The sequence below is a fragment of the Vibrio sp. OPT20 genome (assembly GCF_963889365.1).
In the GTDB taxonomy this organism is placed as follows: Bacteria; Pseudomonadota; Gammaproteobacteria; order Enterobacterales; family Vibrionaceae; genus Vibrio; species Vibrio splendidus.
Genome location: NZ_CAWPOA010000052.1, coordinates 394,146 through 412,423, shown reverse-complemented (window position 1 = coordinate 412,423; position 18,278 = coordinate 394,146). Strand labels below are relative to the sequence as shown.

At 43.6% G+C, this 18,278-nt stretch carries 19 protein-coding genes and 1 pseudogene; 9 read left to right on the top strand and 11 right to left on the bottom strand.

Translation table 11 applies throughout. From position 1 onward, the window contains the following. The 4 genes and pseudogenes from AACR09_RS11975 to cyoE form a co-directional block, all read left to right on the top strand. Positions 1 to 505 (top strand): annotated as a pseudogene (locus tag AACR09_RS11975) (cytochrome o ubiquinol oxidase subunit I); the annotation flags it as partial. Then, complete coding sequence (gene cyoC / locus AACR09_RS11970) at positions 495 to 1,112, top strand: cytochrome o ubiquinol oxidase subunit III (RefSeq protein WP_010439790.1); 618 nt, start codon at positions 495 to 497, stop codon at positions 1,110 to 1,112. The pseudogene AACR09_RS11975 and the gene cyoC, both read left to right, overlap by 11 nt. Next, on the top strand, positions 1,112 to 1,423 hold the full coding sequence (gene cyoD / locus AACR09_RS11965) for a cytochrome o ubiquinol oxidase subunit IV (protein WP_193835028.1): 312 nt from the start codon (positions 1,112 to 1,114) through the stop codon (positions 1,421 to 1,423). The genes cyoC and cyoD overlap by 1 nt, the downstream gene beginning before the upstream one ends. Positions 1,424 to 1,431: 8 nt before the next feature. Further along, positions 1,432 to 2,301: a heme o synthase gene (cyoE, locus tag AACR09_RS11960; protein WP_193835027.1), complete on the top strand. Its 870-nt coding sequence runs from the start codon at positions 1,432 to 1,434 to the stop codon at positions 2,299 to 2,301. Positions 2,302 to 2,384: 83 nt separating this feature from the next. On the opposite strand, the gene lepB is transcribed toward cyoE, so the two are convergent. From lepB to AACR09_RS11920, 8 genes are all read right to left on the bottom strand, one after another. Next, on the bottom strand, positions 2,385 to 3,032 hold the full coding sequence (lepB, locus tag AACR09_RS11955; RefSeq protein WP_151407629.1) for a signal peptidase I: 648 nt from the start codon (positions 3,030 to 3,032) through the stop codon (positions 2,385 to 2,387). After that, positions 3,019 to 3,261, bottom strand: a complete 243-nt coding sequence (locus AACR09_RS11950) for a hypothetical protein (protein WP_151407628.1) — start codon at positions 3,259 to 3,261, stop codon at positions 3,019 to 3,021. The genes lepB and AACR09_RS11950 overlap by 14 nt, the downstream gene beginning before the upstream one ends. Before the next feature lie 386 nt (positions 3,262 to 3,647). Beyond that, positions 3,648 to 4,721 (bottom strand): helix-turn-helix transcriptional regulator, encoded by a 1,074-nt coding sequence (locus AACR09_RS11945; RefSeq protein ID WP_193835026.1) that lies wholly within the window; start codon positions 4,719 to 4,721, stop codon positions 3,648 to 3,650. A 308-nt stretch (positions 4,722 to 5,029) separates the two neighbouring features. Next, the gene (locus AACR09_RS11940; protein WP_193835025.1) at positions 5,030 to 5,518 is read right to left on the bottom strand and encodes a hypothetical protein; all 489 of its coding nucleotides are present in this window, start codon (positions 5,516 to 5,518) and stop codon (positions 5,030 to 5,032) included. A 235-nt stretch (positions 5,519 to 5,753) separates the two neighbouring features. After that, the gene (locus AACR09_RS11935; RefSeq protein WP_193835024.1) at positions 5,754 to 7,730 is read right to left on the bottom strand and encodes an alkyl sulfatase dimerization domain-containing protein; all 1,977 of its coding nucleotides are present in this window, start codon (positions 7,728 to 7,730) and stop codon (positions 5,754 to 5,756) included. Positions 7,731 to 8,015: 285 nt separating this feature from the next. After that, complete coding sequence (locus AACR09_RS11930) at positions 8,016 to 9,005, bottom strand: efflux RND transporter periplasmic adaptor subunit (protein ID WP_004736298.1); 990 nt, start codon at positions 9,003 to 9,005, stop codon at positions 8,016 to 8,018. Further along, a complete protein-coding gene (locus tag AACR09_RS11925) occupies positions 9,005 to 9,646 on the bottom strand; it encodes a magnesium transporter (RefSeq protein ID WP_102452913.1) in 642 nt (213 codons plus the stop codon). The genes AACR09_RS11930 and AACR09_RS11925 overlap by 1 nt, the downstream gene beginning before the upstream one ends. Before the next feature lie 997 nt (positions 9,647 to 10,643). Next, complete coding sequence (locus AACR09_RS11920; RefSeq protein WP_193835023.1) at positions 10,644 to 11,879, bottom strand: OmpP1/FadL family transporter; 1,236 nt, start codon at positions 11,877 to 11,879, stop codon at positions 10,644 to 10,646. 134 nt (positions 11,880 to 12,013) lie between these two features. Here AACR09_RS11920 and AACR09_RS11915 point away from each other — a divergent pair, with 134 nt between their 5' ends. The 4 genes from AACR09_RS11915 (at position 12,014) to AACR09_RS11900 (ending at position 15,628) form a co-directional block, all read left to right on the top strand. After that, the gene (locus AACR09_RS11915; RefSeq protein ID WP_017089150.1) at positions 12,014 to 12,949 is read left to right on the top strand and encodes a LysR family transcriptional regulator; all 936 of its coding nucleotides are present in this window, start codon (positions 12,014 to 12,016) and stop codon (positions 12,947 to 12,949) included. Between the two features lie 218 nt (positions 12,950 to 13,167). Then, positions 13,168 to 13,545, top strand: coding sequence for a lactoylglutathione lyase (gloA, locus tag AACR09_RS11910; RefSeq protein ID WP_004736293.1), 378 nt, complete (start codon positions 13,168 to 13,170; stop codon positions 13,543 to 13,545). Between the two features lie 14 nt (positions 13,546 to 13,559). Beyond that, positions 13,560 to 14,657, top strand: a complete 1,098-nt coding sequence (locus AACR09_RS11905; protein ID WP_193835022.1) for an alkene reductase — start codon at positions 13,560 to 13,562, stop codon at positions 14,655 to 14,657. A 110-nt stretch (positions 14,658 to 14,767) separates the two neighbouring features. Continuing rightward, positions 14,768 to 15,628 (top strand): DMT family transporter, encoded by an 861-nt coding sequence (locus AACR09_RS11900; protein ID WP_193835021.1) that lies wholly within the window; start codon positions 14,768 to 14,770, stop codon positions 15,626 to 15,628. Between the two features lie 103 nt (positions 15,629 to 15,731). Here AACR09_RS11900 and AACR09_RS11895 read toward each other — a convergent pair whose 3' ends face one another. After that, positions 15,732 to 16,160 carry a MarR family winged helix-turn-helix transcriptional regulator gene (locus tag AACR09_RS11895; RefSeq protein WP_017086111.1) on the bottom strand — a complete coding sequence of 143 codons (429 nt, stop codon included), beginning with the start codon at positions 16,158 to 16,160 and terminating at the stop codon, positions 15,732 to 15,734. A 16-nt stretch (positions 16,161 to 16,176) separates the two neighbouring features. Further along, the gene (locus AACR09_RS11890) at positions 16,177 to 16,821 is read right to left on the bottom strand and encodes a cytochrome b/b6 domain-containing protein (protein WP_193835020.1); all 645 of its coding nucleotides are present in this window, start codon (positions 16,819 to 16,821) and stop codon (positions 16,177 to 16,179) included. A 224-nt stretch (positions 16,822 to 17,045) separates the two neighbouring features. Between AACR09_RS11890 and AACR09_RS11885 the strand changes: the two genes are divergently transcribed. Next, positions 17,046 to 17,483, top strand: a complete 438-nt coding sequence (locus AACR09_RS11885) for a c-type cytochrome (RefSeq protein WP_193835019.1) — start codon at positions 17,046 to 17,048, stop codon at positions 17,481 to 17,483. A 130-nt stretch (positions 17,484 to 17,613) separates the two neighbouring features. Here the strand turns inward: AACR09_RS11885 and AACR09_RS11880 are convergent, their stop codons facing one another. Beyond that, complete coding sequence (locus tag AACR09_RS11880) at positions 17,614 to 18,108, bottom strand: peptidylprolyl isomerase (RefSeq protein ID WP_004736286.1); 495 nt, start codon at positions 18,106 to 18,108, stop codon at positions 17,614 to 17,616. Positions 18,109 to 18,278: the final 170 nt, after the last annotated feature.

Below are 18,278 nucleotides of genomic sequence, written 5' to 3'. Positions count from 1 at the left end.
TCTAACCGGTGACCCGTGGGGCGGACGCACATTCGAATGGGCAACGTCTTCACCACCGCCGTTCTACAACTTTGCAAAACTGCCTAAGGGCGATGAGATCGATTCGTTCTGGTATCAAAAGCAAAGTGGTGAGTTTGATCCAACTCAGGAAGAAGAATACGAACGTATTCACATGCCGAAGAACACACCGACAGGCATTTATGTGTCTGCATGGGCGTTGGCATTTGGCTTCGCAATGATCTGGTACATCTGGTGGCTAGCGGCTGCAAGCTTAGTGGGCATCGTGGTGACGTGTATTCAACACAGCTACAACGACGATGTGGATTACTACGTGGAAGTTGAAGAGATCAAAGCGATTGAAGCGGCTCGACGTGCACAGCTTGCAGAAGCGAAGAAACAGTCAGTGAAAGGCGACCATTCTGGTCGTGGTAACAGCGCTGACAGTGATGCTGATAGTGGTAATAACGACAATAAAGATGACTTGGAGACGACGTATGCAAGCTAATACTCCGTCACACACTTATGATCTTGCACATTCGCATGATCATCACCACGAAGCTGCGGGCAACAAGTTGTTTGGCTTCTGGGTTTACTTGATGAGTGACTGTGTCCTGTTTGCCACGCTTTTCGCGACGTATGCCGTGCTTGAGAGTGGATCAATTGCAGGGCCGACAGGTAAAGACATCTTTGAACTGCCGTTCGTGTTTGTCGAAACCATGATGCTGCTGTTCAGTAGTATCACCTTCGGTTTTGGCATGATTGCGATGAAGCGCAAAGACGTGACCGGACTGAAGCGCTGGATCAAAGTGACTTTCGTATTGGGCTTAGCCTTTATCTGTATGGAAGTGTATGAGTTCCATCACTTGATTGCAGAAGGCTATGGTCCTCAAGAAAGCGCATTCCTTTCTGCGTTCTTTACCTTGGTTGGCACACACGGTTTGCACGTAACGTTCGGTCTGATTTGGATGGCGGTGGCGTATCACCAGCTTTCAACCAAAGGCTTGAACGACAACATGTCGATGCGTTTCCAGTGCTTAAGCCTGTTCTGGCATTTCCTTGATATCGTTTGGATTTGTGTATTTACCATCGTGTACTTAATGGGGGTGATGTAATGGAACAGCATCTAGACAGTGGTGCAACGGATTATGTGAAAGGCTTTATTGCGTCACTGATTCTCACCATTATTCCGTTCTACATCGTGTGGGCGCATGTATTACCAAGCACAGAAACGTACGTGATCTTGTTCGGCTGCGCGTTGGTGCAAATTTTTGCGCACTTTAAGTACTTCTTACATATGGAAGCGAAATCTTCCGATGGGCGTTGGAACTTGGTGTCACTGATGTTTACCGCCATTGTTGTATTGATTCTTATCGCTGGCTCGGTATGGATTATCTACAACATGAACGTCAACATGAAGTTGTAGGCTAAGGTATGCTGAAAAGATATCTGTCTATCACCAAACCGGGCATCATTTTCGGCAACCTGATTTCTGTTGCGGCGGGGTTCTTCCTCGCCGCAAAAACAGAACCAGCCAGCGCGATGTTGTTACTGACAACATTAGCGGGTGTGGGACTTGTGATTGCATCAGGTTGTGTTGTGAACAACATCTTTGATCGAGACATCGACCAAAAGATGAAGCGCACACGAAATCGAGAATTGGTTCAGGGCAACATCAATACAGACGTCGCGTTCGTTTATGCCTTGGTTTTACTACTCTCAGGCACAGCGCTTCTGTTCCAGTTCGCTAATCCGATCTCTGCGGTCATGGTGTTGCTTGGCTATGTGTTTTACGTCTTTTTCTACACCATGTGGTACAAGCGTACATCGGTTTATGGCACTTTAGTCGGCAGTATTTCGGGAGCCGTTCCGCCATTGGTGGGTTATTTGGCGGTGACGAATTACATCAGCCTTGAAGCGGTATTGTTGTTTGTGATGTTCTGCTTATGGCAAATGCCACACTCGTACGCGATCGCGATGTTCCGCCTTCAAGATTATCGAGATGCAGGCATTCCTGTGTTACCGGTGAAAGAGGGCGTCGACAAAGCGCATCAACACATGAAAGCCTATGTAGTGGCGTTTGGTGCAGTATCATTGGCGCTGTTCCTACTCGGGGAAGCAGGTTATGAATACCTCGCGGTGTCGGCGGCGGTTTGCTTTATGTGGACCAAAGTGACATTTCGCAAAGTTGATTGCCTCAACTACATCCAGTGGTCAAAGACCGTCTTCAAGGTCTCTCTGCTGGTGGTGATGAGCATCAGTGGTGTACTGGGGCTGGAGTTGATTCCGTTGCCTTTCTTGTAGGTAAATGGCAAGCATGTCAAAAACCGAGCTATCTAAATAGCTCGGTTTTTTATTACCATTATTGGTTCGCTACTGGGCGATTTCTAACAAGCTTTATGAAAAGGCGAGTAGTTCGTTACCATCGTTAATGAGCAATTGAATTTACGATTCCCATTGGCAACATTGAGCAGGACTTTGTTATAGACACCATTAACGTTGTTAATGTCGACATACCCAAAGCTCTCATACGTTGAATCGTAAGAGTAATCTCGGTTGTCACCTAGAACAATTAACTTTCCTTCCGGGACATGCCAGGTAGTACTGTTTTCAAGTATGTTTGAACCTTCTTTTAGGTACCTGACATTATATTTACTATTACCTATTTGTTCTTTTATATAGACAAATCCATCTTCTTTTTTGATCACTCCATATGACATCTTATTGTCATTGATATAAAGGTAGCCATTCTTTAATGTGACTGTATCGCCTGGAATACCAATTACCCGCTTTCTAAAGGTTATATTTTCGCTTCGGTGCTTAGGTGGATGTCGGAATCGAATTACGTCACCATGTTCTGGTGTATATCGTCCTGGTCGAACTCCATTTACTGTTGTCCAGTACTTACCTTCAAAAGTAGGAGCCATACTTAGCCCCGTATTGGTATTAATCGAGCTTGAGAAGAAATAAAATAGCGCGAATATCCAAAATGCAAGCGAAGTTGATACCGAGAGAAGGAACTTAAAGCTCTTCATAGCGGTTTCTCCGACTACAGTATTTTTCTGCAAGCATCGTCATGCTGTAGTTTGCTGCAATGAATGAGCAGTAAAAAAGTCCCAGAACTACAATGATTTCAATGATGTCATTGAATCCGCCAGAGAATAGATTTTTGCAGAGTGAGTAGTAGAGGAATAAGCTTAAACCTAAGAATGTTGCAGCTATGGCCAGCAGAATCCATTCTACCTTTGATAAATTACGGTTCATTACTTTTACACCATAAAAAATAAGATAACAGGCAATGCGAGTAGTCGACTTAATACCTTTAAAGGTCTATACCAATAAAAAGGAAGACGATGTTCTAAACTGTTTGATTTATAATTAAGGTGATAAAGTTCATCAATAAATGATTTTTTTATTTTGTATATCACAGCTAAGCCTAATTTTATTGTTGTGAGAATAGTATTGTGACAATAAAATCTGACATTTTCTGTCTAAAATAGAAAATAACTAAAAATAATACCGTTAATTTTATTTTAGTTGAATGCTACTTTATTAATTACTTTTGTTTATTGTTGAACTTATTACTATATTGAATGGTTATTGATATTGGAGGATCCAATGTTGAACTTCATATATGATGGTTTTTAAATTTAATGTGCATAGACGCTCATAGTGTGTTTAATGTCTTGTATTACATCAGTACGTAGTTGTAGTGGTTTTAAAATTTCAACGCAATCGGCGTTGTTAATGAGCCAGCTTTTGAAAACTACGCTATCTCGAGCTTGAGCTCTTACAATGAAATGGCTGTCAGCGGTCTCTTCTATTTTTTGACATTCACTTAGTTTGTATTCGTCAACAAACCTGTTGTAGCCATCAGCATCTCTTTTCATCTTTAAGAGTACTTCACAGGTTTCTCCACCATTAACCATTTTACCATTGCTTGAAGAGAGGAAATCATGGAGGCAAAAGTCTTTTTGATTACCCATAGAAAAACTCTGAGTAGAATGAACCTCAATATTGTTAATATTATGGACCTTGTAAGCACGATAGTCGCCGAGCATCAAACTACTTTCAGTGCTTTTTCTATAGCGCTCTAGACCGACAAGATAGAAGCTCCTTTGGTAAACAAATGAAGCATAAGGATCGACTTCGCAACGACTTCCTTCGTACTCAAATGAAACCACAAGACGGTTTTCTAGTGCGCTCTCGAGACTGCTTAGCACTGTGTAATCTGCGTTAGGGGCAATGAGGTCATAGCTGCCGATTATCATCTTAAAAGGTGCCGTATTTGACACATTCTTGGACCTAGAAAGCAGTGTTAATGCTTGGCTGAGTTTAGACCCTGCCGCGGGTAGAACTCGTTCAAGTAATTGGCTACCGATGGTGTTGAGTATTGCTATTGATTCATGTAAACCGGGGTTAACATCGAATTCAGCCCCTTCTCTTATTTTGTAGCGGGCTTTTGATGCGATACCTTCTCGTATCAAGAGATCATTATGCCCATTTGGACCGTCGCCTTGAATACCGTGATATTTGTAGATCGACTCCAAGATTCGCTCCGCCCACTTTTGTTGCGCTTCTTTGGAGGTGCCTCCACGATAGTAAAAAGGCTCTTTGCGCACATCATCAAGGTACTCTTTTGGCGTTATCCCATGCTCTTTGATTGAAAGTAAATTCATACAGTGTAAGTAACAGTAAAAGTCACCGAATGCTTTTGCAGACATGTTATCTCTCCACCTTTGATTGAAATTTGTCGTATTTAATCACAAAAATATTTCAAAGAATGGTAGAAAATCACACTTTGTATGTGGAACTAAATGAAACAGCTCATTTTAACATCAGTTTTGTAACGTATTTTGTAACTGATTGTAATTAGGTTGTTTTTCGCTCGAAATTGACGGGTTTTGTTTTAAGAATAAAACATTGCTCCCATAAATAGTTTACTTAGTTATTGTTACTTAGCTTTATTTATGTTTGGTTTTATTTGTTGTCTCAAATTGAACGGGGGAGTAAATACGAATAGGAGATCGAACTACTTTCCAAAAATATCACTAAGCCAATCTTCAAGCTGCTCTCGTTTATCTTGTGGGCCATTGATGATCACTAAGCCGTTTAGTGTCGCGTGATCCCAAGATATAGTGCCAGTTGCTAGCGCATCGAACACATCTAATTCAGTAATTAACAGTAGATCTTCTTCAGTAGGCAAAGTGTCTCTACCTGACACATCGACACCCTTCTCAAGTTTCACTTGGCTGTAATGACCTTTGATTGCTTCGAACAAGTTGAACTCAATTTTGCTTGGGTGGGGTTTCGCAAGCGCGGCCTTGATGGCAAAGACTCGAAAGTGATCCGGCTTATTGAGGTTGTTGAATTCATCGTCTTGTCTGGCTGTAATGACGTTGCCAAATACCTCGAGTGAACCGGGCTCTGTCACTAAACTAAACCCTGTCTCTTGGTGAAGACCGCAGGCAAACGTAAGTGAAGAGGTGAGTGAAAGAATCAGAGCAAATCGTTTTAACATAATGGTTATCGAGACCTATAACAGGGTTAAGAATCTGACGGCAGAAGCCGAACCTGACGATAAAAAAAGGGACCACAAAGGGTCCCTGTATTTGTTTGTCGTCCATGTGAAGCGGTCAGCGTATTGGTTGATAGTGTGTTAGTGATTGTTTACTAACACGCTATCGTCGAAGAGCTATCATCGAAGAGCTATCATCGAAGAGCTATCGCCGAAGAGCGACCGTTCGAACTCGCTATTAGCGAACGATGAGCATGATCTCTTCTGGAGTCATTGGCTTATCGAAGTAGCTCATGAATTGACCGAAGCCTTTGATGTCGCCATTCGAGAACTTGAATGCACCAGACTGTAGGTTGGTACCAATCACTTGTTGAGCGTTTGGACCCGCAATCAAGATTTGGTTCAATACTGCACGAGTGGTGTTGATTTGAACGTCTGCGCCTTTCACTGCCTCTTCGTGTAACTGAGCAATGCCGTTACGAATTTCGATAGTGAATGCTTCGTTAGTATCAGAGAAGTTGTACGTTAGCTTCATGTTTACGTCTAACGAGTTTTCTGCGATTAGCGTCGACGTCATCATATCGAAGATTTGCTTACTTGGTAGCGCAGTTAGTACGTCTACAGAAGCGAAGCTGATCATGTTAGAGAAATCACGAGTACCTTCTAGTTCAGCTGCAGCATTCAATGCCCAGTTGCGCCAGTTGATGTTCACTTGATCTGCAGACCATGCTTTGTAAGCTTGTGCTTTCAGTAAGCGTGCTTCCATGTCATCTTTGTTTACCGTGATTGGGTAAGAAAGAATCTCTGCTGCAAAGGTGTAGTTCTCTGCTTTCATCGCCGCTTTTGCTGTGTCGATGATGTTGTCACGACCGCCCATGATCTCTACGAATGCTTTAGCGCGTTGCTCGTAAGCCATTGGCTCTAGCTGCCATGGATCCGCTTCGAAGAAACCGTTGTAACCTACGTAAATTTGGCGAACGGCGTGTGCAACGGTACCGTAGTGCTCACCTAACCAAGGGTGCTCAGCAAGGTGCTTAGGAAGTTTAACCACTTCAACTAGCTCGTCTGGCGTCATACCTTTGTTCATGTAACGGATTGTTTGGTCATGCGTGTATTGAATCGCATCACGATAAGCCGTTAATACGTCAGATACCGCTTCTTTACCTTCAACAGGACGACCGTGAGAGTTAATCATGATCTCAGTGTCGAACTTACGCATTACGTCGATGCCCTTGAACCACATTGATGGGTCACGGAATTTAGTACCACGGATGGTGTGAAGGTTAGGGAAGTTCTCACCTTGAAGTACTTCAGCCGCGTGCAGGATTTTCTGGTCTGGGAAGTAAACCACTAACTCATCTTTAGTTTCAGATGGCACGTTCTCGATGTGCATTTTCACGCCAGCAATTTCGATTTCGATGTGGCTTTGGCTTGGTACAAGCAGGTTTGGTTCGATGAACGAGATAGCACCTTGCATGAAGCGTGGACCAAGCCCGTCGTTTACTGTGCCGTGCTCGCCTTCTTCTACGTGCTTAGCACCTGTGTAAGAAGTACGGTGACCAAATAGAGTACCTAGGTTTGAAGACCAGTTTGCCACTGCAGCGGTTAGGCCTTCTTCAGCGATGATTTTTACTTCACCTGATGCCACTTCTTCGTCAGTAACCCATGCACGCACACCAGAGATGTGGTCGATGTGGTTGTGAGAATAGATGATTGCTTTAACCGGCTTGTCGGTGATTTGACGGAACTGCTCTTTAACCGATTGAGCCATTTCTACTGACTCGCCTGGATCAACAATGATGATGCCGTCCGTACCTTCGATCATTACTGGTGTATCTAGACCGAAACCGTAACCAAGGTAAACGTTGTCATCCACTTTAATGATTGCTTGGTCCATTTTACGACCATGCTTGGTTAGGATTGGATGAACGTGATCAGATTCTTCAGTGTAAGCCAGTGAGTCGCCCGTTTTCGAAACAACTTGGATGCGCTCGCCTTTGCCCCAGAACATGTTTGACTTGTGTTCGAAAAGAACCTCACTCTTGTAGCGAGCATCAAGGTCAATGTTTTGGTATTGCGCAGCATTTGCTGTCTGAAGTTCTTGGCCTACTTTCGATGTCGCTTCTACAGTTGGAGTTGCAGATGCAAAACCAGAAGCAAATAGAGCGCTCGCGATAGCAACAGGGAGCGCCATTTTTTTGAATGTATTAGTCATGGTAGTGACCTTATATTTGGATACAGGAATTGGATTTCTTGAGCCAAATGATAGAGGTGGGAGAGGTCGCTATCTACGTGCTAATAGGATATCAATATATCGTTTTTTCGATGATTTGTATATCTAATGATTGTATTAGCGATTTATGTTGATCTAAATCAATTAGTAAGTGGGGCTTGTGACAGATACAAAAATGCCCTGAAATTCAGGGCATTTAATTTGGAACTAATGGCTGTTATATAAGTGTTTACCGAGAATCTTAATACTTACCGAGAACCTCAGTACTTACCAAGCACCTAAGTAAGACTTGTAAGATTGTAGGCGAACCGTTGCTGCGCCGATTACATCGATGAAGCCCCAGAACGGATGCGGCTTCTCAGCCGAGATCCAAGCCGCGCCAGTTGAACCAATAGGGATGTTGTAACCTTCTGGTTCGATGATCTCAAGTACGATAGTACGACCTAAAGCATTCCCGTTTCTTACTACGTGTTGACCGACGCTTTGTGGCCCCTGAAGTGGAGAAATACTCGACTCACCGGTACCGGCATTAAAGCTGTGTACTTTTGCTCGGAACACGTGCCCCGGGTAGGCATCAACGAAGAACTCAGCGAAGTCTCCTACTTGAACATAGCCATAAGTTTGGTCTGAAATGCGCATCTCAAGGAACTTTTTGCTGGTGTTGTAGAGGTGCATGTTACCCATGACAGAACCTTCAGCAATATTCACTATCGATACCTGACCGTCAAATTCCGCTCTAATGGTTTTCTTCTCTTGCGCCCAGTTCACTTTTTGTAGATCGGCTTTTAACGAAACAAGTTCAGCGTGCAGCACTCGAAGATCTGAGTCGTACTTTTCTACGTCACGCATATTGAAGATTTCAGGTGACGTTTCAGCACGCTCTAAGTCCCGAGTCATTTGCTTGATTTCTTCTTCTTTCTGAACAATTGAAGATTCGATCTTTGCTTTGTCTGCGGCAGAATCGATGTCGACGAGCGTGTAGATTATGTCGCCTTCTTTAACCATTTGGTTGTGATCAACAAGCACTTTGTCGATCTGCTGGCCGAAGATAGGTGACATAACCGCGTGTGGTGCTTTTACTGTGGTCGAGTTCGTTAAATCAACGGGTGCCCACAAGCGAGAGATAACCGCTAATACCGCAAGGATTGTTACGCCGCCAATGGCAGCCCACGTGTAGTTTTTGAAGTTCTTCTTAAGTGCGCCTGTCGCAAACAGTGACCATACAATTAGGATGTATGGAATCATCATCTCTTTCATTATGCGACCTCTTTTTCTGTAGGGGATGGTTTTGTTGGAGCCTTTTCTTCTGAAGCCTGTTCTTTTGAAGATTGCTCTACTGGAGACTGTTGTGTTTGAGATTGATTTGTTTGAGACGGCTCTGTTACCGATTGTTCAGGTGATACGTGTACTGCGGCTGTCTCTGTATTGGTCGCGTCTTGTTTAGGCTGTACACCACGGCGAATCACATCACTTAGTGATTGACCAATATGCTTCCAGTTCGCCAATGCGATAACCAACGCGATAACCCAGAATGTTTTGCTGATGAAGAGCCCGCAAAGTGACAGTGCAAACACGATCTGTACGTGAGCGCTTTTGTGCTCTTTTGCTTTATGCACTCCCAGTTCATGCAATTGCCACATGCCGTAAACACCGGCTAATACCACAGCAATGGTCACTGAGAACAAGTAACCAGAGAAGTATTCCATCTGGAAGAAGTTCATCATCATTTCATTGGGATGGTTGTTGAATTGAGACATGTCGATGTCTTTAGAATGGATAGTGCCTAACGGTGCAAGAGCCCATGCACCAGCAAACATCACCGCCATAAACAGGCAGAATTTAATCAAGACCATAGCAACGGCCCAGATCTTCTGGAAAACGATTTTTATAAAGTTCATATCTCAACCTACATCAATAAGAAGAGAGAATTTGCAGCCTAGAAGTCACCTTTAATGACATCTTAAAAAGTAGATGTCTATTATGTGGAGAGATTGGTGCTCATAATAAACAAAAGTAATAGATGATATTTAAAGTGATATTGCTCAGTCCAGACAGCCGATTCTCGGTATCAAGAAGCGAATATGCTCCTCTACAAATCAATTCTTATTGTTAGCCTGAAACGCAGGTTGAATGACGATGCACTGTTGAACGAAATATTAGGCTCGTTCTTTTAGCTATTGTCTTCTTTACGTGTAATACCTCGTCTGTCGAGGGGATCTTCCATGGCAATTGACATAGTGTTGTAAAACATTTGTCAGCATTCTGTTTGGGCTAAGAATTGATTTGTTAGCAGGATAATAGGAAGAGTTTTGAGCAGTATCTACCCAGAATTACGATTTGATAATATCGTAATTACGATTAGTAGTTATAACTCTAAATCGGTAGGTCGATTTATTTGAAAAGGCTCATATACAGATAGAAAACATTGTTCATTAACTTGGTTTGGAACAATGAAATGACTAATAAAAGCATCAATAAGCAATTTGGCGGAATTAATCTTTTTACACGCTTCTTACAATAAAAGGAATAATAGAAACGAATGATGGATGGCATATAACTGATAATAGGTTTTTGAACACTGGAAAAATACGTTTCTGTTTACGGTAGAGTGCTGGATTCGAAATATTGTAGCTTTAATTCTTCAAATGTATATCTCAATGTCGCTGAACACAGTGTCATGATAAACGAGACAATATCGTATTGTTTATGTTCTATTGAATATGTAATCTAACCCAATCAAATGCGATGTTGATTGGGGATAAAACATTGCAGTTGAAGAACAGATAGAGAAAGACCTAGCGGATAGCTAGGCCTTGATGTTGTGCACGAGTGAGGCCATGAATCAGGCACTGTACGTGACTCATAGATAATTGACGAAAGGTCGAGACTGCCGCTTTACAGGAAGCGGTAGTTCGCTTGCATACCGAAGAAGTGTGCGCTGTTATCATAAGCGCCTTGAACATTGATAACTTGCCCCTTTGAGTAATTAAGCTCAGGCTCGTCGAGATCGATGTAATCGTAGTAAGCGCGCAGTTCCCAGTTCTTATTGAGCGCATAGGTGGCACCGGCGCCAATACGTTTGGTTTCGCCTACAGGAAGATCCATATATTGATGAGTTGCGTCATCTTGAGGCGAAGTCTCGTAGCTGATGCCTGTTTCTAGTCGCAAGGTTGGGGTGATTTGGTAATGAGTACCTATGGCTAGGTTCCACACATCGTCAAAGTTACGGTCGACAACTTTGACTGAATTATCATTGATGTCTAGCGTGAGGTCAGTCCAAGTTGATAGGTCATACCAAGTCACACTCCACAGCATGTCCCATTGGTCATTGACGGCGTGCACGCCGCTAATTTGGATGTGTTGAGGCATGATAAAGTCGAGCCCAACATCACGCTTGGTGTCGCTAGCCGAATGTTGAAGATCCCCTTCACCGTAATGAGTAAGTTCAGAGCGGTAGATAAAGCCAAAACGGTGTTGTTCGTTCGGTTGGTAAAAGGCACTAAGAGAGTAGCCAACCGTGAAATCATCCGCGTCTGCTTCGAATAAGTGTTCAGAACCAATGTCGCCAGTGCCGATAAAAGGATTCAACTCGCCGTTAGCTGTGAGGTATTCCGCATTGACTGAGGCACCCAACGAGAACTGCTCATTCACTTTGTAAGATATCGAAGGCATCAGTTGAACAGTCATGAATTCAACATTCTTTAATAAACGCTGCCCAGAAAAGTTATCGCCATAATCGATCCCTGAACCACCTTGAGAAGCCAAAGCAAAGCCAGCGTGAAATTTGTCGTTGATAGGGGTGACAAAGTAGAAGCTTCCTACCGGAGCCCAACCACCAGCATCAATGTTACTGTCAAAACGCTCTGTTGGGTCTGTATCTGAATAGTTGATGTCTGTGTAGAGGCCTGCCAGATTGACGGTGAGTTCAGGGTTTTCTAGCTGAGACATAGCGGCAGGGTTAGTCCATGCGGTTAACGCACTTTCAGCTAACGCTGCCGATCCTGCGCCTGCGGTACTTGCGTTGAGAGAACCAAGTTCAGGAAGAAGGTGAGCCGCAGCCAGTACTGGGTTTGAAAGCATCGCGTTACTCGTCATCATCGCAATAGTGATGGCAAGGTAGTGTTTTTTCATGGGGAAACCTATTAAGAAACTAATTACGCGGGATGTTAGTGTCTCAATTTGGGACTTTAAACGAGGGATTCTTATTTCATTCTATCGCTTTTACGATAGCATAGTACTCATGGTCGCCTAACGAGTAATGATATATGAGTAATGACATCCCCAACTTCAACCTACTTGCTGTTTTTTCTGCGGTGATGGAGCAGGGCAGTTTAAGTAAGGCTGCGGATCAACTCAGTACCAACCAATCGACCATCAGTACCGCGTTAGCCCGCCTAAAGAAAGAGATTGGCCAAGAGCTTTTTGTTCGTAAAGGAAGAGGTGTTGCGCCTACGTCTTATGCGCAAAGCTTGTATGAACAAATTAAAGCGCCGATCAATGAACTCAATGGCGTGTTTCAGTCGATGGCTAATTTTGATGAGCAATCCTCTGAGCGTAAGTTTGTTATTTCTGCACCTGAGCACTTACAGTGGGTACTGCTCAATAGTTTCGCGGCGCTTCCTAATCAAAACTTGTCGCTGGAAGTCTTTGATCAACCAGACAGTGATGAGCGCATATACGAAGATCTTTTGACGCAAGAGTTCGATGCGATGATCGATATTGTGGTGCCTGAACACCCAAGTATCGTCAGTGAAACACTTTATGAAGGCGAGTTTGTGATCGTGTGTCGAGCTGATCACCCGCGAATCCAAGGTGAAATCAGCGAAGCGCAGTTCCTAAGTGAAAAGCATGCCGTATTAGACAGAACACGACGCAAAGTTCGCAGTTTGAATCACTACACTTCTTTGGATCTGTCCCAGCGTAAAATCGTATTTCATGGGCGTTCGCTGTTCAGTAATATCTTGCTGTGTAGCCAATCCGATTACATCACTGTCGTGCCTTTATCTATGGCCGTGCAGTTCCAAGAAAAGTTAAGTTTACAGCTGTTCAAGCCACCCTTTGAGTATCAGCCGATGTCTCACTACCTGATTTGGTTGAAGAAGCAGAACAGCGACCCCGCTCATAAATGGTTCAGAGAACAAGTCATCAGTACATCAGATGCAATGTCGAAAGCGCTTAAAGATAGGCGTTTGCGGTTCTAATTGAGGGTCTAACTCTGAGGGAAGTATTGGCTTCCCTTTTTTTGTGTCATAGAGTTCGTGTTAGTCATAAGCTTCATAACAAAAAATTATCACATTGAGAATTTTTGATAATTTCCTTAATCCCTCGCTGAATCGTATTATTTCACTCAGAGATTAGTGGATAACCTCCACTCAAAATAATAACGGCGCCATGCTTGTGGTGCTAATAAGGGTGAAATATGAAATTCCTACACACAATGATCCGAGTTACTGATTTAGACAAGTCTATCGAGTTCTACACCAAGGTATTGGGAATGAAGGAACTTGAACGCCACGAGAACAAAGACTACCGCTACACATTGGTTTTTGTTGGCTACGAGCAAGGCGGCACGACTATCGAGCTAACGTACAACTGGGATACGAATGAGTACGAGATGGGCAGCGCGTTTGGTCATCTGGCATTGGGTGTAGACGATATTTACGCAGCATGCGACAAGATCAAATCGCTAGGTGGCAATGTGACTCGTGAAGCGGGGCCAGTAAAAGGTGGCTCAACGCACATTGCTTTTATTACTGACCCAGACGGCTACCAAATCGAACTGATTCAACTAGGTTAATCGAGGATATAACAATGACAAACGCACTATTTCAACCAATTCAACTTGGTAATATCGAGCTTAAAAACCGTATTGTTATGCCACCGATGACGCGTTCTCGCGCAACGCAACCTAGTAATTCAGCAAACGACATGATGGCGGCTTACTACGCTCAACGCGCTTCTGCAGGTTTGATTATTGCGGAAGGTACACAAATTTCACCTATGGGCCAAGGTTATGCTTGGACTCCAGGTATCTATTTTGACGAGCAGATCGCTGGTTGGAAAAAAGTGACTGATGCCGTACATGAAAAAGAGGGCGTTATCTTCGCTCAACTTTGGCATGTAGGCCGTGTCACACACCCAGACAACATTGGTGGTGAACAGCCAATCTCGTCTTCTGCACTTAAAGCAGAAAACGTAAAAGTATTCATCGATAACGGTACTGATGAACCGGGCTTTGTAGATGTGGTTGAACCTCGTGAGATGACGAAAGAAGACATCAAACAAGTGGTTGAACAGTATCGCCAAGCGGCTTTAAATGCGGTTGAAGCAGGCTTTGATGGTATCGAACTTCACGCCGCGAATGGTTACTTAATCAACCAATTCATCGATTCTGAAGCAAACAACCGCACTGACGAATACGGTGGTTCAATTGAAAACCGTTTACGTTTCCTAGGTGAAGTGGTTGAGGCTATGGTTGAAGCGATTGGTGCTGACCGTGTTGGTGTGCGTCTTGCTCCGTTCACATCGTTGAATGGTACCGTTGATGCTACGCCAGTAGAGACTTACACAGCGGCGGCAGCATTACTTAACCTATACAAAATTGTTTACCTGCACATTGCAGAAGTCGATTGGGACGATGCACCTGAAACACCAAAAACCTTTAAATCAGCAGTACGTAATGCTTATCAAGGTGTCCTGATTTATGCGGGTAAATACGATAGCGAGCGTGGCGAAAAAGCGGTTGCTGAAGGCGTAACTGACATGGTTGGTTTTGGTCGTCCATTCGTTGCTAACCCAGATTTACCAGCTCGTATTCAAAATGGTTACCCACTTGCGGCGCACGATCCAAACACATTGTTCGGCGGTGCTGAAAAAGGTTTAATTGATTACCCAGAATACGCAGGCTAAAAACAGCTGCCTGAAGCAGAGTATTGAGATAGTATCTTGATCCTGTTGAATGTTTATAAAAAGCAACCTTGCAGAGTCGGGTTGCTTTTTTTGTTATTGGACCAAGTAAAATGATGAAAGCGATGCGCGGAGAGCTTTACCTCCTATTTGCTACCCTGTTAGCTGGGATTGGATGGATTGCATCTAAGCTGGTGGTATTAGAAATGCCGGGGCCAGTGTTCATTGGTGTGCGATTCCTCGTCGCGAGTTTGATTCTTCTGCCGTTTTGTATTCATCACATTCGTAAGCTTTCGCTTAAGCAGGTTCTTTCTCTTTGCGGAGTGGGTTTGCTGCTGTCTGCCTCATTGCAGGTATGGGTGTTTGCGGTTTCAGTGACGGAAAGCTTGTCGGAAGGGGCATTCATCATGAGCTTAGCCATGATCATTGCACCGTTTGTGTCTTGGATTTTGTTTCGAGTAAAGCCTAATCGTGCGTTTTGGATGTCTTTCCCTATCGCGATTATCGGCATGCTACTGCTGACTTTGGGCAATGGTTGGAATATAGAGCAGAGTCAGATTTACTTCTTGCTAGCATCGATGTTGTTGTCTGTTCACTTTGTGATGAACAAGCGTGTGATTACCAATATCAAGCCTATCGCATCAATTTGTGTGCAGCTGTTTGTAGTGGGTGTGAGTGGTTTAGCCTTTGCTTCTATGACAGCTCAGCCGGAGTTCGAAATCACCAAAACCTTAGTCTTCTGGTTTATTGTCTCTGCGGTGATTGCAACATCTATTCGTTACTTGCTGCAAACGGTCGGTCAGCACTCCGTGAATATGGAAGTGGCGGCATTGATCATGATTCTTGAGCCTGTGTGGACGCTGCTGTTAAGTGTGAGTGTGCTTGGCGAAAGTGTAGAGATGCAGAAGCTGCTCGGTGGAGCGGTGATCATTGCTTCACTGTTTTGCTATATCAAATGGTCGAGACGAAAATAAAACACTCGGCGCAAGGCCGAGTGTTGGTTGTTTTTTAATACACGTTCAGAGTGTAACAAGCTTTGCTAAGCAGTGAGATTGGTAAGCAGCGAGCGCGGTAAGATCAGATTGCCGCGACTACTTTCTGAAGTAGCTTGAGCATTTGCTGCTGTTCTTCAGCATCTAACTCGTTCATCAACGCTTTGTTTAAACGAACTGGGATAGGAACGAGTTGTTCTTCAAGTGCTTTGCCTTTTTCCGTTAAGTAAATTCGGAAAGAACGGCGACTGTTTGGATCGGCTCTGCGTTCCACCAGTTCAAGTTTTTCTAACTTGTCTAATGTACGTGTCGTTGTTGAATTCTCGACTTTGGATTTCGCAGCAATATCACGCTGAGTCACACCTTCTTCTTCCCAAAGACACATCATGGTTGGCCATAGTGCAATGCTTAAGCCATGTTCTTTCAATTCCGTGTCGAAATCTTTGGTCGCTTTATTGGCGATCACATTGATCATCCAACCAAAGCTTTTTTGTCTATCAAACTCTTCTGGCATCTTTCGCTACCTAATTTTACTGTGATATCACAACTATTGTCATCGTAACTAATACCGATGCAATTAGCACCAACAACGCTTTCCTATTTGATGAAAAAGCCAATTGACTGCCATTTCTGAAATAATCCGTTGACGCTGAATGGCTTTGTTTGCCTGTGATCATGGCAAGAACCAGCGGTTTTGAGCGTAGTTTGTAAATGATAATGGCCACCAAGTGCAGTACCACAAAGACCACTAACATGCGTGCGGCAATGCCATGTACCGTACATAACACATCGAATACTGCATCAGTAATCACGCGTTCCGAGCCTGGAATCGCATCAAAGAAACCAGCAATAACAAGCCCTGTAATACATTGGACAAACAGAGTCGTGATCATTCCTATCACCATCCACGCACCTAACGGATTATGTCCCGGTTTTGGTCGTGCTTTTCCGCGGAAGTAATTCCAAGCCGATTTTGGGGAGCTAATAAATTGAGAAAAGCGACTGGTATCGCTGCCGACGATTCCCCAAACCAAGCGCCATAAAATCAGACTGAACAGTGCGAGGCCTAAGTAAACATGAGGACCTTGTCCGTTAAACCCTGACGCAGCAAGACCAATAAAGAGTGCGGCTTGAAGCCAGTGATAAAGTCGAGTTGGTAGATCCCAGATTTTCATAATGCTTTTCCTGTTTGCGAATTTGCTTGGTGGGAATAATTTACACAACAATAGTTGCATATGCAACTATTGTTGTGTAAATTAAATGCATCTCATCGATTACGGCTGAACTATCAAGCCGTAATTTACTAAGAAACCAATCAGTAATTAACGAACAAATCACTCAGTCAATTAGCCACTCAGTTAATTAAGCACTCAATCAATTAATCACTAGGAATGACACTATGAAAAAATTCACCATCGCTTTAATCATCGCACTGCCTACGATTGCTCTACCCATGATCTCTGCAGCCGCAGTGGATGTTGTAAATAATCGTCAACAGGCTTTTAGCTCTATTGAAGAGGTCAGCAAACAAGTCGATTCAGAATTGAATAACAGTGACGTGGATTGGCTGAAAGTGGGTGAGCTAAGTGACATGTTGGTGGAACATGGAACCGTATTGAATGCGAGTTTTGCTGAAGGTGATACTGGAGGTAAGGCAAAAAAGGAGATTTGGAGCAAGCCTGAGAAATTTAACCAACTGATGTTACAGATGCACCAAGGCTTTGCAGAGCTTTATCAAGCGAGTGTTGAGCAAGATTTGTCGAGCGCAGAACAAGGGTTAGATTCTGCGAACAATACTTGTAAAGGATGTCACCGTACTTACCGCTCTCGTTGGTAACGATTCTAATAACGAGCTTTGAATACAGGTGGTAAAGTCGAATCCTTACCACCATAGTTCTATCGCGCTGCCTTCTTTTCTTTGTACAATCAATTCGAATGCACTAGGGGCAGGAAAGCACGTGAGTGAATTAGTCGCGAACAGTGACTTTAGTAATCACGATGTCTTCACATGGCACATCTTCATGTCCCCAGCGAGTGGTGGTTGGTGCAAGTGCAATCTTGTTTACCACATCCATACCTGCTGATACCTTGCCAAACACAGCGTAGCCCCAACCTGAGTTGCTGGTTGCTGTATGATCAAGGAAATCATTGTCGTCAAGGTTGATAAAGAACTGCGCCGTTGCTGAATGGGGTGCGTCAGTGCGAGCCATTGCGAGAGATCCAATCACGTTCTTTAAGCCGCGGTTAGCTTCATTCACAATAGGTGCACGAGTTGGTTTTTCTGTCATGTCGATAGTGTGTCCACCACCTTGAATCATGAAACCTTCAATAACACGGTGAAATGTTGTGCCTTCGTAGAAGCCATCTTGGCAGTATTTAAGGAAGTTTTTCGACGTTACCGGCGCTTTTTCAAGGTTCAGTTCAATTTCAATGTCGCCAAAGTTTGTGGTCAGAATGATCATAAAGGTCCCAATATTTGAGTGCTAATATTTTGAATGCTACAGCACAATGGATAGCTTAATTGAGTGCAGTATATGAAAAATTGTGGAGGATGCCAGTTAACAATACTTCCCAAGCGGATTTACGGGAATGGTGAGCGGCTAGGGAGACTTCATATATAAGAAAGCCAGCG

What these genes read in the sequence shown, in the direction of transcription:
- cyoE (WP_193835027.1), top strand. Translation starts at nt 1,432, where the DNA reads ATGCTGAAAAGATATCTGTCTATCACCAAACCGGGCATCATTTTCGGC.
- AACR09_RS11950 (WP_151407628.1), bottom strand. Translation starts at nt 3,261, where the DNA reads ATGAACCGTAATTTATCAAAGGTAGAATGGATTCTGCTGGCCATAGCT.
- AACR09_RS11885 (WP_193835019.1), top strand. Translation starts at nt 17,046, where the DNA reads ATGAAAAAATTCACCATCGCTTTAATCATCGCACTGCCTACGATTGCT.
- AACR09_RS11930 (WP_004736298.1), bottom strand. Translation starts at nt 9,005, where the DNA reads ATGAAAGAGATGATGATTCCATACATCCTAATTGTATGGTCACTGTTT.
- AACR09_RS11935 (WP_193835024.1), bottom strand. Translation starts at nt 7,730, where the DNA reads ATGACTAATACATTCAAAAAAATGGCGCTCCCTGTTGCTATCGCGAGC.
- cyoC (WP_010439790.1), top strand. Translation starts at nt 495, where the DNA reads ATGCAAGCTAATACTCCGTCACACACTTATGATCTTGCACATTCGCAT.
- AACR09_RS11920 (WP_193835023.1), bottom strand. Translation starts at nt 11,879, where the DNA reads ATGAAAAAACACTACCTTGCCATCACTATTGCGATGATGACGAGTAAC.
- AACR09_RS11945 (WP_193835026.1), bottom strand. Translation starts at nt 4,721, where the DNA reads ATGTCTGCAAAAGCATTCGGTGACTTTTACTGTTACTTACACTGTATG.
- cyoD (WP_193835028.1), top strand. Translation starts at nt 1,112, where the DNA reads ATGGAACAGCATCTAGACAGTGGTGCAACGGATTATGTGAAAGGCTTT.
- AACR09_RS11900 (WP_193835021.1), top strand. Translation starts at nt 14,768, where the DNA reads ATGATGAAAGCGATGCGCGGAGAGCTTTACCTCCTATTTGCTACCCTG.
- AACR09_RS11895 (WP_017086111.1), bottom strand. Translation starts at nt 16,160, where the DNA reads ATGCCAGAAGAGTTTGATAGACAAAAAAGCTTTGGTTGGATGATCAAT.
- AACR09_RS11925 (WP_102452913.1), bottom strand. Translation starts at nt 9,646, where the DNA reads ATGAACTTTATAAAAATCGTTTTCCAGAAGATCTGGGCCGTTGCTATG.
- gloA (WP_004736293.1), top strand. Translation starts at nt 13,168, where the DNA reads ATGAAATTCCTACACACAATGATCCGAGTTACTGATTTAGACAAGTCT.
- AACR09_RS11905 (WP_193835022.1), top strand. Translation starts at nt 13,560, where the DNA reads ATGACAAACGCACTATTTCAACCAATTCAACTTGGTAATATCGAGCTT.
- AACR09_RS11915 (WP_017089150.1), top strand. Translation starts at nt 12,014, where the DNA reads ATGAGTAATGACATCCCCAACTTCAACCTACTTGCTGTTTTTTCTGCG.
- lepB (WP_151407629.1), bottom strand. Translation starts at nt 3,032, where the DNA reads ATGAAGAGCTTTAAGTTCCTTCTCTCGGTATCAACTTCGCTTGCATTT.
- AACR09_RS11880 (WP_004736286.1), bottom strand. Translation starts at nt 18,108, where the DNA reads ATGATCATTCTGACCACAAACTTTGGCGACATTGAAATTGAACTGAAC.
- AACR09_RS11890 (WP_193835020.1), bottom strand. Translation starts at nt 16,821, where the DNA reads ATGAAAATCTGGGATCTACCAACTCGACTTTATCACTGGCTTCAAGCC.
- AACR09_RS11940 (WP_193835025.1), bottom strand. Translation starts at nt 5,518, where the DNA reads ATGTTAAAACGATTTGCTCTGATTCTTTCACTCACCTCTTCACTTACG.